This is a genomic window from Vibrio sp. D54 (assembly GCF_021728075.1).
In the GTDB taxonomy this organism is placed as follows: Bacteria; Pseudomonadota; Gammaproteobacteria; order Enterobacterales; family Vibrionaceae; genus Vibrio; species Vibrio alginolyticus.
This window is the reverse complement of the sequence record NZ_JAKKCS010000018.1, coordinates 45,142-61,034: the sequence shown is the minus strand read 5'-3', so window position 1 is coordinate 61,034 and position 15,893 is coordinate 45,142. Positions and strand designations below refer to the sequence as shown.

Sequence of the window (15,893 nt, the reverse complement as noted above, 5' to 3'; positions counted from 1 at the left end):
CAATCATAATTGAATGAAAACAAGGGCAATGGAGAGCCAAGTTTCCAAGGATGTTCACTCCTTTACTTTAACAATAGTAATAATAGAGGAGGAACCGCAATGAGAGGAAAAAGTCGTGCTTGAAGCCTACCGTAAACACGTCGAAGAGCGTGCTGCTGAAGGAGTTGTTCCTAAACCGCTAGACGCAGAACAAGTTGCTGGACTTGTAGAACTTCTGAAAAATCCCCCGCAAGGTGAAGAAGAAGTCATTCTTGACCTACTTGAAAACCGTATCCCTCCAGGTGTTGATGAAGCTGCTTATGTAAAAGCGGGTTTCCTAACAGCAGTAGCAAAAGGTGAAGTTAAATCACCATTAGTGAGTCGTGAAAAAGCGGCTGAACTGCTAGGCACTATGCAAGGTGGTTACAACATCGAACCGCTAGTTGAGCTATTGGATGATGAAGCACTGGCAGAGATCGCAGTAAAAGCGCTGTCTCATACGCTGCTGATGTTTGATGCTTTCTATGACGTAGAAGAGAAAGCGAAAGCAGGCAATGCGCATGCACAGAAAGTACTTCAATCATGGGCTGATGCTGAGTGGTTCCTTTCTAAGCCTAAGCTTGAAGAAAAAGTCACTCTAACCGTATTTAAAGTAACAGGTGAAACGAACACGGATGACCTTTCACCTGCACCTGACGCTTGGTCTCGCCCTGATATCCCAGTACACGCACTGGCGATGCTTAAAAACGAGCGTGAAGGAATAAACCCTGATCAACCGGGTACTATTGGCCCGATCAAGCAAATTGAAGAGTTAAAAGACAAAGGCCATCAATTGGTTTACGTTGGTGATGTTGTTGGTACTGGCTCTTCACGTAAATCTGCAACCAACTCAGTGCTTTGGTTTATGGGTGATGATATCCCTTACGTTCCAAACAAACGAGCTGGTGGGTATGTGCTTGGTGGCAAAATTGCCCCTATCTTCTTTAACACAATGGAAGATGCTGGCGCACTACCAATCGAAGTTGACGTAACTAAGCTCAACATGGGCGATGTTATCGATGTTTACCCATATGAAGGTAAAGTTTGCAACCACGAAACTGGTGAGGTTCTAGCTGAGTTCTCGCTAAAAACAGAAGTACTGATTGATGAAGTTCGTGCTGGTGGTCGTATCCCATTGATCATCGGTCGTGGTTTGACAGACAAAGCGCGCCAGTCGCTAGGTCTTGAGCCTTCGGACGTATTCCGTAAACCTGGTGAAATCGCAGATTCTGGCAAGGGTTACACGCTTGCACAGAAAATGGTTGGTAAAGCGTGTGGCGTAGAAGGCATTCGCCCTGGTACCTACTGTGAGCCGAAAATGACGACAGTAGGTTCGCAAGATACTACTGGCCCTATGACTCGTGATGAACTTAAAGACTTGGCGTGTCTCGGCTTCTCTGCTGATCTTGTCATGCAGTCTTTCTGTCACACATCGGCTTATCCAAAACCAGTAGACGTTAACACTCACCATACACTTCCGGACTTTATTATGAACCGCGGTGGTGTATCTCTTCGTCCTGGTGACGGTATTATCCACTCATGGCTAAACCGTATGCTACTACCGGATACTGTCGGTACGGGTGGTGACTCACATACTCGTTTCCCTCTGGGTATTTCATTCCCAGCCGGCTCGGGCTTGGTTGCCTTTGCAGCTGCGACAGGCGTTATGCCGCTAGACATGCCAGAGTCAATCTTGGTTCGTTTTAAAGGTGAGATGCAACCGGGTATTACACTGCGTGATCTTGTTCATGCCATCCCTTACTACGCGATTCAGCAAGGTCTACTAACGGTAGAAAAAGCGGGCAAGATCAACGAATTTTCTGGCCGTATCCTTGAGATTGAAGGCTTAGAAACGCTAACGGTTGAGCAAGCATTTGAGCTTTCTGATGCATCTGCAGAGCGTTCGGCGGCAGGTTGTACTGTGAAATTGTCTCAAGAGTCGATCGAAGAGTACTTAAACTCTAACATCGTGATGCTGAAGTGGATGATCTCTGAAGGCTACGGTGATCGCCGTACTATCGAGCGCCGCATTACTGCAATGCAAGAGTGGCTAGCAAACCCTGAGCTGATGCAAGCAGATAAAGACGCTGAATACGCACATGTGATTGAAATCGATATGGCTGAAATCAATGAGCCAGTACTATGTGCACCGAATGACCCAGATGACGCTCGTTTGTTGTCTGAAGTACAAGGCACAGCGATTGATGAAGTGTTCATCGGTTCTTGTATGACGAACATCGGTCACTTCCGCGCAGCAGGTAAATTGCTTGATAAGTTCAATGGCCAGTTAGCGACTCGCCTTTGGGTAGCGCCACCAACAAAGATGGATAAAGACCAACTGATTGAAGAAGGCTACTACGGTATCTTCGGACGTGCAGGGGTGCGTATTGAAACGCCAGGGTGTTCACTTTGTATGGGTAACCAAGCGCGTGTTGCAGATAAATCAACAGTAATGTCGACTTCAACGCGTAACTTCCCGAACCGTCTGGGTACTGGTGCGAATGTTTACCTATCGTCAGCTGAGCTAGCTGCAGTAGGTGCAATCCTAGGTAAGATTCCAACCAAAGAAGAATACCTAGAATACGCGAAGCAAATCGACGCTACGGCAACGGATACGTACCGCTACTTGAACTTCCATAAAATGGATCAATATACCAAGAAAGCGGACGAAGTGATCTTCCAAGAGCCGGCATAATCAGAAATGCACAATTCGAAAGCACCTCATATGAGGTGCTTTTTTTATGGGAGCAATTCGCTATACTCGCACCAAATTGATACGAAATAGGCAATCTCGGTGGAATTTGAATTCATTCGTAACACGTTGATGGGCGAGTACTACGTAAAATGTAGCATGGGACATGAGATTGTAGGGCGCTGGTTGCAAGAAGAAATTGGCAAAGATCCGATGAAGATTGCACAGGTTGAAAAGCTAATTGAGCGGTCATTTTTAGCGCCTTCTCAGGAGCATAACCTAACAGGCACGGAAATTAGCTTGATGATTCAGGGCGACGAAGTTCTTGTACAAGAAAACGCATTAGCCCATGAATATGATGTCGAGATGGAAAGTGAGTTCGACTTCTACAATGCAGAAAGTACAGCAAGTTGTGGGATAGAGGATTTCATGGCACTTATCGAACAGTGGAAAGACTTTTTGAACATTTAATGCACAGTTTTGGGTAACTTCTCTGCCGTTGCTTTAAATTTGTGAAAAGGGCGCACCGATATGGTGCGCCCTTTTTGTTTATAGATATGTAAATTGAGGTTAGCTTTTATTATTCAATAACTTAAAAACTTGGCACGTAGATTGGATTATAAGAAGTGTTTCAGGATGAAAGCTTCGGAGATAACTCAATGAAAATAATCAATGCCATTATTAAGCCGTTTAAATTAGACGATGTACGAGAAGCATTGGCTGATGTCGGTATCGAAGGGATGACAGTATCAGAAGTTAAAGGGTTCGGTCGTCAAAAAGGTCACACGGAATTGTATCGCGGTGCAGAGTATCAAGTCGATTTTCTACCAAAGGTGAAAATTGAAATCGCGACTCACGCAGACAATGTAGATCGCGTTGTTGAAGCAATTACAAAAGCTGCGCAAACCGGAAAAATCGGCGACGGTAAAATTTTTGTTTACGATCTGAACCAAGCGGTGCGTATCCGAACTGGCGAAATGGACGCAGAAGCACTTTAAGAATTCAAAGGATTGGAGATACTTATTATGGAATTAACAACAACAGTAACCGAGTTACGTTACGCACTTGACACCTTTTTCTTCCTCATTTCCGGTGCGTTGGTAATGTGGATGGCAGCAGGCTTTGCGATGCTAGAGGCTGGCCTTGTGCGCTCTAAAAACACAACAGAAATTCTTACGAAGAACATCTGTTTGTACGCCATCGCATGTACGATGTTTCTGATTGTCGGTTATAACATCATGTATGTCGATAATGGAGAAGGAGGCTGGTTACCTTCATTTGGTACGCTAATTGGTACTCAAGGTGAAGGGGCCGACCACTCTTTAGAGTCTGACTTCTTCTTCCAAGTTGTCTTCGTTGCAACTGCCATGTCCGTCGTTTCTGGTGCGGTAGCTGAGCGCATGAAGCTTTGGTCTTTCTTGATTTTCTCTGCGATTTTAACTGCGTTTATCTATCCAATGGAAGGTTACTGGACATGGGGTGGAGGCTTCCTAGCAGAAGCTGGATTTAGTGACTTTGCGGGTTCTGGTATCGTACATATGGCAGGTGCTTCTGCAGCTCTCGCAGGTGTGTTATTGCTTGGTGCTCGTAAAGGTAAATATGGAAAAAACGGTGAAATCTACCCGATTCCAGGTTCAAACATGCCTTTGGCAACACTAGGTACTTTCATCCTTTGGTTTGGTTGGTTTGGGTTTAACGGTGGTTCTCAGTTGATGGTTTCAGACTTTGAGAACGCAACAGCGGTAGGTCAGATCTTTCTAAACACTAACGCAGCAGCGGCTGCCGGTGCAATTGCGGCGCTATTCGTTTGTAAAACTACTTGGGGTAAAGCCGATTTAACGATGATTCTCAATGGCGCGCTAGCTGGCTTGGTTGCCATCACTGCAGACCCTCTATCGCCATCACCACTGTATGCGGTTGCGATTGGTGCAGTGTCGGGTGCACTAGTTGTATTCAGTATCATTGCTCTAGATAAACTTAAAATTGACGATCCAGTAGGTGCTATCTCAGTTCACGGTGTGTGTGGTTTCTTCGGCCTAATGGTAGTGCCACTGAGCAACGGTGATGCAACGTTTGGTGCACAGCTTTTAGGTGCCGTAGTTATCTTTGCTTGGGTATTTGGTGCTAGCCTAGTTGTGTGGGCAATCTTGAAAGCGACCGTTGGGATTCGCGTTACAGAAGATGAAGAAATGGAAGGTATGGACATGCATGATTGTGGTGTTGGTGCTTACCCAGAGTTTGTTACGGTGAAATAATCATTAGCTTGTAATAAATGGTTACACACTTAACACAATAAAACCTGCTCCGATGAGCAGGTTTTTTAATATTCGTCATTGTCTTCTTATTGAACATACATATAATAACGCAACTGATAAACGTTATCATTAGCATGGTAAAGGATTAAACAATGAAAAAACTGCTAACTCTTTCAGCACTAACTTGCGCTACTCTAGCTCCAACAGCAATGGCTGCTGAAGAAGTGAACGTCTACTCTTACCGTCAACCTTTCCTAGTTGAACCTATGTTCAATGAGTTCACTAAAGAAACTGGCATCAAAGTAAACGTAAAATTTGCTAAAAAAGGCTTAGCAGAAAAGCTAGCTCAAGAAGGTGAGTACAGCCCTGCTGACGTTATTCTTACGACAGACATCAGCCGTCTAGCTGAACTGACAAACAAAGGTTTAGTTCAGAAAGTCGATAGCAAAATCATTGAAGAAAACGTACCTGCTCAATACCAAGATAAAGAGAATGAGTGGTTTGCTCTAACTCTACGTTCTCGTAGCGTTTATTCATCACGTGATCGCGTAGGTAAACTAGGCGCAGATTTCAACTACGCAGACTTAGCTAAGCCAGAGTTCAAAGGTAAAATTTGTACTCGTAGCGGTAAGCACCCGTACAACGTTTCTCTAGTTTCAGCAATGATTGCTCACAATGGCGAAGCAGAAACCAAAGAGTGGTTAGAAGGCGTGAAAGCAAACCTTGCTCGCAAACCACAAGGCAACGATCGTGCACAAGTTAAAGCGATCAAAGAAGGCCTATGTGATGTTTCTCTGGGTAACAGCTACTACCTAGGTAAAATGGTTAACGACAAAGAGCAAAAAGCTTGGGCTGATGCAGTTTACATCAACTTCCCTAACCAAGAGACTACAGGCACTCACGTGAATATCTCTGGTATGGCGATGGCTAAGTACTCTCCAAACAAAGACAATGCTGTGAAGCTAATGGAATTCCTAACGGGTGACAAAGCGCAGCAAATGTACGCAGAAGTTAACTACGAGTACCCAGTTAAAGAAGGCGTGAAGCGTTCTGAGCTTGTGGAATCTTGGGGTGACTTTAAAGCAGACAAGCTTTCTCTAGACGATATTGCAGCCAACCACGAAGCGGCAATTAAGCTATTAGATGAAGTGAAATTTGACCTTTAATTCCTTGTGGGGGTATAACAGTACCCCCATTTGATTAAAGGATATGAGATGTATTTGCAACAGCATTTGTATTTCATACAGCCTTGCAGTAATTAGGCGATGAAAGATAAACACTCTTTATGGAAAACCAGTAGTGGGGTAATAACTCTGCTACTGGTTTTGCCGATCTTAGCGATCTTCTACACCGCAATTGGTGAAACGGATGATTTGTTTGCTCATTTAATGGCAACGGTCATGCCGACTTATATTTTTAACACGGTTGCGCTAACTGTTGGCGTAATGGTGCTGTCCTTAATTCTTGGTATTCCAAGCGCTTGGATAATGGCCATGTGTAAACTGCCGACCGAAAAATGGTTGCAGTGGGCATTGGTGCTACCTCTTGCAATGCCAGGTTATATCATTGGTTATATTTTTACTGATTGGTTTGATTTTGCTGGTCCAATTCAAATCTTTTTGCGTGATGTAACCGGATGGGGACCTGGCGAGTATTGGTTCCCTGACATTCGTACGTTGCCTGGCGCGACCTTTGTGTTAGCTTTGGTGTTGTATCCTTACGTGTATTTATTGTGCCGGGCTGCGTTTATGGAGCAAAATGTCTCTTTATTGCAAAGCGCGCGTTTGCTCAAGTGCTCTCCATGGGAAAGCTTTTGGCGCATCTCGATGCCGTTAGTAAGACCCTCTATCGCAGTGGGTTTATCATTGGTCGCAATGGAGACCATTGGTGACTTTGGTACGGTAAGTTACTTCGCGGTGAATACGTTAACCACAGCGGTCTACGATACTTGGTTGGGGTACTCTAATCTTAATGCGGCAGCCAAGATTTCTGCCATGATGCTCGTCATTGTAGTACTGCTTCTTAGTGCCGAACGATACAGCCGCCGTAAACAAAAGCTTTTTCAAAGCCAATTTAACAGTCACGAAGATTTTCGTTACGAGTTGACGGGCTGGAAAAAGTGGACCGCACTAGTTTGGTGCTGGGGCTTGGTTTCGGTCGCGTTTATTTTGCCGCTACTACAGCTGATTGATTATGCGATCACTTATTTTGCGCAGAGTTGGACCTCAGAGTTTCGTGAATACGCATGGAACAGCTTAGTTGTGTCTGTTATTGCTGCGATTATTGGTGTTGCTGTCGCACTGATCGTTAACTTTACCCATCGAGTCAATGGTAAACGAGAAAGCTTGGCATTTATGCGTCTTTCTTCTATGGGCTATGCAGTACCAGGAACGGTACTAGCCATCGGTGTGATGGTCGCTGTGCTGTTTATGGATCATCGTGTCAACGACGTTGCTAAAGCCATGGAGTGGGGAAGGCCGGGACTTATCTTTTCTGGTTCCATGTTCGCACTAGTATTTGCCATGGTTGTGCGCTTTTCCGCGGTAGCGATTGGTAGTATCGAAAGTAATTTAAATAAAATTTCTCCGTCGTTAGATATGGCATCGCGCACTATGGGTTGTAAGCCCAATGCCATGCTGTGGCGCGTGCACTTTCCGCTGGTTAAGCGCGGTGCACTGATTGCGGCTTTATTAGTGTTTATCGAGTCGATGAAAGAGCTTAATGCGGCTTTGTTACTTCGTCCGTTTAACTTTGAAACACTAGCCACATACGTTTATAACTTCGCCTCGGATGAGCATTTAGAATTGGCCGCTTTGCCAGCGGTTCTGTTGGTTCTTGTTGGGTTGATCCCGCTTGTTGTTGTTAACCGTTCACTGGAGCAAAATCACTGATGAGCTGTGCATTATCAATTAAAAACCTAACGTGCCAATATGACGATCAAACTGTACTCGAATCATTGTCTCTTGAGGTAGAACAAGGGCAGATTGTCTGTTTGCTAGGAGCCAGTGGCTGTGGGAAAACAACACTATTAAAGGCCGTTGCGGGATTATTGCCGTTAACGTCAGGCGAAATGAGTCTAAATTGCGTCACAATTGATGATGGGGAAAACTGGTTGCCGCCAGAACAGCGTAATATCGGGATGATTTTCCAAGATTACGCACTTTTTCCTCACTTGACGGTGGAGCAAAACATTGCCTTTGGCTTAAAGCAGTGCTCGACAAAAGAGAAAAATGCCAAAGTTCAAGAGATGTTAGAACTCGTGCATCTTCAAGGTTATGGCGATCGTTATCCTCATCAATTGTCTGGTGGACAGCAGCAGCGTGTTGCGATTGCTCGCTCATTAGCTTACAGCCCAGACTTATTGTTACTTGATGAACCGTTTTCTAATATTGATACGCAAGTTCGCCATGAGTTGATAAGTGAGATCCGTAAGATTTTTAAGGCCCAAGGTGTGACTGCCATTTTTGTTACGCATAGCCGTGAAGAGGCTTTTGCTTTCGCCGATAAAATGGCAGTGATGAACAATGGAGTCATCGAGCAATATGGCACAGCATCTGAGCTTTACTACCAGCCTTCAAGTAAATTTGTCGCTGATTTCTTAGGTGGTGGCAGTTACCTTGCTGCTAAACGGGTTTCGAATTCAGAATATGAAACCCACTTGGGCGTGGTTGAAGCCACGGCTCAACAAGATATTCCAGTACAGGCGGAGTGCTCTTTACTGCTAAGACCGCAGCATGTGCAAATTCAATCCGATGAAGATAGTTCGGTAACCGTATTGGAACAGCATTTTATGGGTGATCACTGCCGTTATGTGATTAACGCGAATGGTGACCGTTTGTTAGCTACAGCTTCGCAAGCATTAAATATAGGTGAGTCCGTCGCGGTGAAAATTGAAACGCAAGGCGTCCTGGCATTTGCTTAACGCTCCTGAGTATCTTTTCTATCTCGTTTACGACTTCCCAACATACAATAAAAAGCCCGGCTGTGGAGCCGGGCAAGTGCTCTTCTCCTGTTGATGAGCGCCTTTTCAGACAGCGTTGACTCTCATCATAGTGCTCGAAGCGGGCACAAGGTTCAGTTATAAAGACAAGAAGTCTTTAAACTGTTGAAGAACACGTTCCGCAGTGTCCTTATCTTGCATCTCTGCAAAAATTCGTAGCAGTGGCTCAGTGCCAGAGAAGCGAGCAATGATCCAACCGCCGTTCTTGAAGTAGACTTTCGCACCATCTTCATAGCTGACTTTTTCGATTTCAAACTCGAACTCAGGCAACTGCTTTTCAACATAAATCTTGTTGAACAGTACGTCTTTTTGCGCTGGTTTGAACTTGCAATCGCCTTCTGCCATGTAGGCATAGCCGTACTTGCCGTAGATTTCATCCAGCAACTCAGACAGCTTCTTGCCGGTTACTGAAATCATTTCTACCAATAGGCTTGATGCGAATACGCCGTCTTTACCTTTGATGTGGCCGCGAATGGTTAGGCCACCAGAGCTTTCCCCGCCAATCAGTGAGTCATCCGCTTCCATTTGGGAGCTGATGTGCTTAAAGCCTACAGGAACCTCAAAGCATTTCTCGCCATGATCTTCGGCGACTTTATCGAGAAGGTGGGTGGTTGCGATGTTACGTACCACGGAGCCTTTCCAGCCTTTGTATTCAAGTAGGTAGTAGTAAAGCAGCAGTAGCACTTCATTTGGATGAATGAAGTTACCTTTTTCGTCGATAATACCAAGACGGTCCGCATCGCCATCAGTACCGATGCCAATATCGTAACCTTGCTCTTTCACTAGGTGCATCAAACGGTAGAGTGTTGCAGCGCTTGGCGAAGGCATTAACCCACCGAAGTCTGGGTTTTTGCCATCGTTAATCACATCAACGTCACAGCGGCCGTTGATTAATACGGTTTGCAGTGCGTTTTTCGCGACACCAAACATTGGGTCGATCAAAACACGTAAATTCGCCTTCTTGATCGCTCCGATGTCGATAAAGTCGATGATTGAGTCAACGAATTCGTTCATCGGATTGATGATTTCAATCAGCTTATCTTCAACCGCTTGTTCAAAGTCGACGCTTTTTACATCTTGCGCAGTGAGCGCGTCTATTTGTGATTCGATTTTTTGGGTGATGATTTCATCTGCGTCACGACCACCTTCAATGAAGACTTTAATGCCGTTGTAATCGGCAGGGTTGTGTGATGCGGTAATACATGCCGAGTATGCGCAGCCCATTTCTTTCGCTTTAAACATTACGATAGGTGTTGGGACAAATTTGTCGATAAAGCTAACCATAATGCCGTTTGCTGCTAGAACTTCAGCGAACCAACGACCTGCTTTATCGGAAAGAAAACGACGGTCATAGCCAATCACAAAACCGCGATCAGCAACCGATTCGTTATTCGTGATGTTTGCAACTGCTTGGGCAACCAAGCGTACGTTATCTTTGGTGAACTCCTCACCAATAAATGCACGCCAACCGCCTGTACCAAATTTGATCATGATTCGATCCTCGATAAGAGCGGCATCCCACCGCGTCTTAAATCTTTGCTAGCGAACCGATGCACTTGTAAAACATAAATGCACCGGATAAATCAAAAGGGGAGAAGGACTCCCCCAAAAGATGATTAACCTAGAGTAACGATAACTTCGTTTACTGAACCTTCCGCTTGAACTGGTACAGATGCACCATTTACAGCTTCACCGTTCACGGTAATCGACTTAACGCCTTTGCTTACTGAGTCTGGGTTAACGACTTTGATGTTGTACGTTGCTCCTAGCCATTGGCGAGTCACTTCGAAACCAGGCCAGTTCGTTGGGATACATGGATCGATAGTTAGGCCATCGAAGCCTGTACGCACACCAAGAATAAAGTTGGTAACAGCGAAGTAAGCCCAGCCTGACGTACCTGTTAACCATGGGTGGTTTGCACGACCGTGGTCTTGGTGGTCACGACCCATGATGAACTGAGCGTATGAGTATGGCTCTGCAATACGTTTTTCGATGATGTCGTTCTGGTTGTATGGGTTTAGCGCATCGTAGAACTTCATTGCACGATCACCACGACCCAGTTTCGCTTCAGCTACCCAAGCCCATGGGTTTGGATGCGAGAATATCGCACCGTTCTCTTTTACGCCTTGGTAAACACGAGTTACGAAGCCGATATCATCATTCGGTGTTGCAAAAGATGGTGAGTTTAGGTGGAGGCCGTATTCAGAGAATAGGTTCTCATCGACAGCGTCCATCGCTTTTTCGCCGCGCTCTTGAGATACCGCACCAGAAAGTACCGCAAGTGTGTTTGACTCTAGGTGTACACGACCTTCTTTTTGTTGCGCTGTACCGATCTTTTCGCCGTTTTTCGTTAGACCACGGATATACCAGCCGCCTTCTTCGTCCCAAAGGTGTGTTTCACACGCTTCACGCACGTTTGCTGCCATCTCGGTGTATTTTTCAACGTCGGCTTCCTTACCTAGGTATTTCGCTAGGTCGATGAACTCCTGCAGTGCCCAGAAATGTAGGAACGACACCATTGAAGATTCGCCGCCACCTAGGTTCAGACAGTCGTTCCAGTCTGCACGCAGACCTTTACAGATACCGGTTTGACCTACGTATTCAGCCGAGAAGTCTAGCGCGGCTTTCATGTGGTCATAAACCGTTGCATCGCCACCGTCGGCGTAAGGGATCACTTCGTCGAAGAAGCTGTGCTCACCGGTTTCCATCACGTACTTACAGATGGTTGGAACTAGCCATAGGTGATCATCAGAACAGGTGTCTTCGATGCCGTGAATTTTGTCTTCATCAGAAGGTGTTGGAACTACGGTTGGAGATTTAGATGGTTTAACATCCGCTTTTTCTGGATCAAACCAATCTGGATCGAATAGGTGTAGACCGTAGCCCGCTTTTACTTGGCCGCGCAGTAGGTCAACGATACGTTTGCGCGTCATTGCTGGGTTAGCGTGAGGAACTGAGATTGCATCTTGCGCTGTATCGCGGTAACCAAGACCAGTACGGCCTCCCACCTCGATGAATGAAGCAAAGCGAGACCACACCACACACGTTTCCGCTTGGTATAACGTCCAAGCGTTGATCATGGTATCTAGACCTTCGTTTGGTGATTTCACTTGGAACTTGCCACAACGCTCATCCCAGTGTGCTTTGATACCCGCAAATGCGTTATCGACTTCTGCAAGGTCTTGGTACTTAGCACGCAGACGCTCTCCGTTGCCTTTACCGATACCGAGAATGTAAGCAAAGCGAACTTCTTCACCCGGCTGAATAGTAAATTGCTTATGCAAAGAGCCACAGTGGTTGTAACAAGTTTGCGCTGTATTGAAACACTTACCTTGTTCTACCGCTAACGGGTTTGCTTCGTCACGGTATAGGCCTAGGAAGCTGTCACGTTGGCCGTCGTATGAATCTGGGGCAAATGTTGAAGCTAGGTAGTAGAAGCCTTCGAAATCGTTGGTGTTGTAGTACAGGTCGTACTCTATCACGCCTTCGTTGTAAGCCGTACCTGCCGAGTACAGAGACATCTGATGGTTTTGGTTATCAGATTGAATGTGGCTGAATGAGAACTCAACAAATGAGAATGCACTGATCGTACGTGGTTTGTCAGAGGTGTTTTTAATCACTACATCCCAGATTTCAGCGTCTTCGCCTTTTGGCACGAACAGAGTTTTTGTTGCGGTAATACCGCTGTATTCACATTTGAACTTAGAGTAAGACAAGCCGTGACGAACTTCGTAGTTTGCTTCGTCTAGGCTCTTCGCAACTGGTTGCCAAGAGATTGACCAGTAATCACCTGTCTCATCATCACGCAAGTAAACGTAGTGTCCTGGGCGATCGAATGTCGCATTTGGACGGAATTTAGTAACACGGTTGTATTCTGGAGAGTTGTAGAACGAGTAGCCACCCGCGTTGTGCGAGATAACCGTACAGAACTTCTCAGTACCTAGGTAGTTGGTCCATGGTGCTGGTACGTCAGGGCGAGTGATGACGTATTCGCGATTCTCGTTATCGAAATAGCCGTATTTCATTTGTGTCTTTCCTTTTTACGAAGCTGCATCAGCAGCCAAAATTTAAAAACTCTTCAAGCGTGATGTTTCGACATCAGTTTTGTATTACTTCCACGGTTTACGGTAATTCACTCCCTGCAAATCAAGCAGAGGTAGATGGCCTTTCAAGCGTGATAAATAGTCGGTCCAATCTCGGTGTTGTTTGTCTGTCCAACATGCTTCTGCCATTGCAGTTAAACGAGGGAAGATCATGTAGTCCATGCGAGGTTGGTTATTGATAATTTCGCACCATAATGCTGTTTGAATGCCCCAAATGCGCTTACGTATTGGGTCGTCAGCAGGCACTTCAGCGAGCGGCTCGTAGTTGTAAGCTTTTTCTAGTGGCAGTGGGTTTGCCCAGTCCACGCCCGGTTCTTCAGGTGCGTAGTCTTGGGTCATATCTAGGTAAGTGGTTTGTGCTGGTTGCAGCACCACATCAAAGCCTTGGCGAGCACAGTTCAATGCCGCTTCTTCGCTTAGCCATGAGTAGATCACCGTATCTTTACTGACTTTGTCGCCGTGTTGAGCTTCTTCCCAGCCCAGCATGCGTTTGCCCAATTTACGAAGTTTGTCTTCGGCATAACGCAAGAAGTGTCCTTGCAAATCTTTGTAGTCGCTGTAACCCAGTTGTTCCATTAGTGCTTGGCATGCTGGGCTTTTTGACCATACGCCGTTAGGTACTTCGTCGGCACCAATATGAACGTAAGGCGCAGGAAAAAGCGCAGAGACCTCTTCTAGCACTTTGTCGATAAATTCATAACTCCCCGGCAGAGCAGGGTTAATGACGTTGTCGTTGTAATGCTGAATACTGCGGTATTCGGTGGTATCTTCCGCTTCTACCAATAGGTGTGGTAACGACTTGATGGCGGCTCGGCAATGACCAGGTACATCAATTTCAGGAATGATGGTGATGCCGCGTTGCGATGCAAATTCGATAACGTCTTTGATGTCTTCTTGTGTGTAGAAGCCGCCGTAACGTTCATCAAAGTGCGTGTACTGTGGTTCATTGATCTCATCCAATCCGCGCCAAGCACCAATATCGGTCAGTTGAGGCAGTGATTTGATTTCAATTCGCCAACCCTCATCGTCGGTAAGATGCCAATGGAACGTATTGAACTTGTAATGAGCCAGTTGGTTGATCAAGCGTTTGACTTGCTCAACGGAGTGAAAATGACGAGCACAATCGAGCATCATACCGCGGTAACGAAAGCGTGGTCTGTCCTTGATTGAACAGCAAACTACTTCCATTGAGTTAGGTTGATCGCCAACTTTGACTAGTTGTAATAACGTTGCACAAGCATGGGTAAAACCAGACGAAGATCCTGCTTCAATTTTGATTGACTCTTCGGCTACTTTCAGTTTGTAAGCGCCTTCATCCAAGGTTGGGTTGCCTTTGAAGATGATCTGACTGCCATTGTCTGATGCGAACTCAAATTGGTGAATGCGCTTAAGCTCTTCAAGTAGCCATTCTTTAGCTGAATTGGCCAGGCTTGAATAAACCGCGACGCCAGCATGATGATCAAAGCTAAAATAGTGATCGCTGACCTCAATATGGTTTGGTTTTGGCAGCAAGGGCTGTGCATGGGTTAAACTTGCCGGAATCTCACTGCGTTCACGGTATGGTGAAGCTAATACGATAGGCGTGACATCCACTTGTGCGCGCTGTGGGTTTCCATCAACGACAAAGTTGATCATCGCTTCGTTAAAGCCATCCGAGTAATAACGGAATGGGTTCGAACCAATACTGAATTCACAGTAATAGTGATGGTTGGCAGCCAGTACCACCCCTTCTGGTTTAAGTGTGCAAAAACTACCAATTTGAGTCAGTTGACCATTTGAAACGCTGTCTGGAAGAATGTAACGATCGAAAGCGAAAGTTAAGCTCCAGCTGTTCAGGTCTTGGTCGCTCAAGTTATGAAAGGTAAGGCCAAAGCGGCAGTTTTGTTTCTGCTCAGAGAGGACTACGAGATCAACACGATATTCCATATCTACTCCTACGCCGCACTGAGCGAGTAAAGGTTATGTTCTGGTTTGCCAGCAAACATAATTGCGCCTTCAATCGCGTCAAACTGTGGCTCAACAATCCATTGCTGAACTGGTGGTGAAAGCCAACGTACAATGCGTTCAGCTATGCTGCCCATTAAACAAATACGTGTTGCGCCGCGCTTGTTTAATGCCACGAGAAACATTTCTATATCCGCTGCGGTTTGCTTCAGCATTTCAATGGCCAGTGCATCGCCTTGTTCCGCATGTTGGAAAATAGCCGGAGAAAACTGCCCATAATCACGAGGAAGCGCCTGTTTTGACCACGCCACCACGTTGTCGACCTCATTTTCGAAATGCGTCATAACGTGTTGTGCTAGGGGCGTTTTTTCTCTGATGCCATCTTCAGCTAACAAAACTTGCTGAACTAGGCGTAGCCCCATCACTGCGCCGCCACCTTGATCCGAAATAGGGAACTCACGACCACCGACAACATGTTGCTCCAATCCGTTAAGGTAGATGCCACAAGAACCGGTTCCCGCAATCATGATTGCGCCATCTTCGCCATTGTGCGCACCAACGCACGCACCGTAAGCATCGGTATTCAGAGTCATACTGGCAAATGGATGAGGAAGAGACATGAAGGCTTGCCAAGATGCTTTGTGCTCTGCGCCAGCAAGGGCTAAGCCGACGTGCATCGACGCGAAATCTTGTTGTGTCAGACCGCCTTGCTCGGTAGCCGAAGTGATGGATTCAAGAATCGAAGCCATTGCTATTTCAGCACCTAGCATGATGTTGGCACTGCCGCTTTTGGCCTCGCCAAGAAAATTACCTTGTGAATCTTTAATCCTGGCTCGACATGACGTGCCGCCACCATCGATACCGACAAAATACATTCCCAT

General features: G+C 45.9%; 11 protein-coding genes. 7 read left to right on the top strand and 4 right to left on the bottom strand.

The genetic code is table 11. The features are described from left to right. Window positions 1-115: 115 nt before the first annotated feature. The 7 genes from acnB to L3V37_RS19710 all read left to right on the top strand — a co-directional run bounded on the left by acnB (window position 116) and on the right by L3V37_RS19710 (window position 8,887). A complete protein-coding gene (acnB, locus tag L3V37_RS19740) occupies window positions 116-2,713 on the top strand; it encodes a bifunctional aconitate hydratase 2/2-methylisocitrate dehydratase (RefSeq protein ID WP_005380009.1) in 2,598 nt (865 codons plus the stop codon). A 99-nt stretch (window positions 2,714-2,812) separates the two neighbouring features. Continuing rightward, the gene (locus tag L3V37_RS19735) at window positions 2,813-3,181 is read left to right on the top strand and encodes a YacL family protein (RefSeq protein WP_054579081.1); all 369 of its coding nucleotides are present in this window, start codon (window positions 2,813-2,815) and stop codon (window positions 3,179-3,181) included. A gap of 188 nt (window positions 3,182-3,369) precedes the next feature. Next, the gene (locus L3V37_RS19730; protein WP_005386570.1) at window positions 3,370-3,708 is read left to right on the top strand and encodes a P-II family nitrogen regulator; all 339 of its coding nucleotides are present in this window, start codon (window positions 3,370-3,372) and stop codon (window positions 3,706-3,708) included. 27 nt (window positions 3,709-3,735) lie between these two features. Next, window positions 3,736-4,965 (top strand): ammonium transporter, encoded by a 1,230-nt coding sequence (locus L3V37_RS19725; RefSeq protein WP_005386568.1) that lies wholly within the window; start codon window positions 3,736-3,738, stop codon window positions 4,963-4,965. A 152-nt stretch (window positions 4,966-5,117) separates the two neighbouring features. Beyond that, complete coding sequence (locus L3V37_RS19720; protein WP_005386566.1) at window positions 5,118-6,131, top strand: Fe(3+) ABC transporter substrate-binding protein; 1,014 nt, start codon at window positions 5,118-5,120, stop codon at window positions 6,129-6,131. Window positions 6,132-6,230: 99 nt separating this feature from the next. Beyond that, window positions 6,231-7,856, top strand: coding sequence for an iron ABC transporter permease (locus L3V37_RS19715; RefSeq protein ID WP_005386564.1), 1,626 nt, complete (start codon window positions 6,231-6,233; stop codon window positions 7,854-7,856). Next, a complete protein-coding gene (locus L3V37_RS19710; RefSeq protein ID WP_005380055.1) occupies window positions 7,856-8,887 on the top strand; it encodes an ABC transporter ATP-binding protein in 1,032 nt (343 codons plus the stop codon). The genes L3V37_RS19715 and L3V37_RS19710 overlap by 1 nt, the downstream gene beginning before the upstream one ends. Window positions 8,888-9,043: 156 nt before the next feature. On the opposite strand, the gene L3V37_RS19705 is transcribed toward L3V37_RS19710, so the two are convergent. The 4 genes from L3V37_RS19705 to L3V37_RS19690 form a co-directional block, all read right to left on the bottom strand. Continuing rightward, window positions 9,044-10,456, bottom strand: coding sequence for a phosphoglucomutase/phosphomannomutase family protein (locus tag L3V37_RS19705; RefSeq protein WP_005380053.1), 1,413 nt, complete (start codon window positions 10,454-10,456; stop codon window positions 9,044-9,046). Between the two features lie 125 nt (window positions 10,457-10,581). Beyond that, a complete protein-coding gene (locus L3V37_RS19700; protein WP_237306824.1) occupies window positions 10,582-12,990 on the bottom strand; it encodes a N,N'-diacetylchitobiose phosphorylase in 2,409 nt (802 codons plus the stop codon). An 84-nt stretch (window positions 12,991-13,074) separates the two neighbouring features. Further along, complete coding sequence (locus L3V37_RS19695; protein WP_054579084.1) at window positions 13,075-14,994, bottom strand: beta-N-acetylhexosaminidase; 1,920 nt, start codon at window positions 14,992-14,994, stop codon at window positions 13,075-13,077. An 8-nt stretch (window positions 14,995-15,002) separates the two neighbouring features. Further along, the gene (locus L3V37_RS19690; RefSeq protein ID WP_005380046.1) at window positions 15,003-15,893 is read right to left on the bottom strand and encodes an N-acetylglucosamine kinase; all 891 of its coding nucleotides are present in this window, start codon (window positions 15,891-15,893) and stop codon (window positions 15,003-15,005) included.

Excerpts from the sequence above, each read along its gene's own strand:
- L3V37_RS19700 (WP_237306824.1), bottom strand. The coding sequence starts at position 12,990 with ATGAAATACGGCTATTTCGATAACGAGAATCGCGAATACGTCATCACT.
- L3V37_RS19730 (WP_005386570.1), top strand. The coding sequence starts at position 3,370 with ATGAAAATAATCAATGCCATTATTAAGCCGTTTAAATTAGACGATGTA.
- L3V37_RS19710 (WP_005380055.1), top strand. The coding sequence starts at position 7,856 with ATGAGCTGTGCATTATCAATTAAAAACCTAACGTGCCAATATGACGAT.
- L3V37_RS19725 (WP_005386568.1), top strand. The coding sequence starts at position 3,736 with ATGGAATTAACAACAACAGTAACCGAGTTACGTTACGCACTTGACACC.
- L3V37_RS19690 (WP_005380046.1), bottom strand. The coding sequence starts at position 15,893 with ATGGGAATGTATTTTGTCGGTATCGATGGTGGCGGCACGTCATGTCGA.
- L3V37_RS19705 (WP_005380053.1), bottom strand. The coding sequence starts at position 10,456 with ATGATCAAATTTGGTACAGGCGGTTGGCGTGCATTTATTGGTGAGGAG.
- L3V37_RS19695 (WP_054579084.1), bottom strand. The coding sequence starts at position 14,994 with ATGGAATATCGTGTTGATCTCGTAGTCCTCTCTGAGCAGAAACAAAAC.
- L3V37_RS19715 (WP_005386564.1), top strand. The coding sequence starts at position 6,231 with ATGAAAGATAAACACTCTTTATGGAAAACCAGTAGTGGGGTAATAACT.
- L3V37_RS19720 (WP_005386566.1), top strand. The coding sequence starts at position 5,118 with ATGAAAAAACTGCTAACTCTTTCAGCACTAACTTGCGCTACTCTAGCT.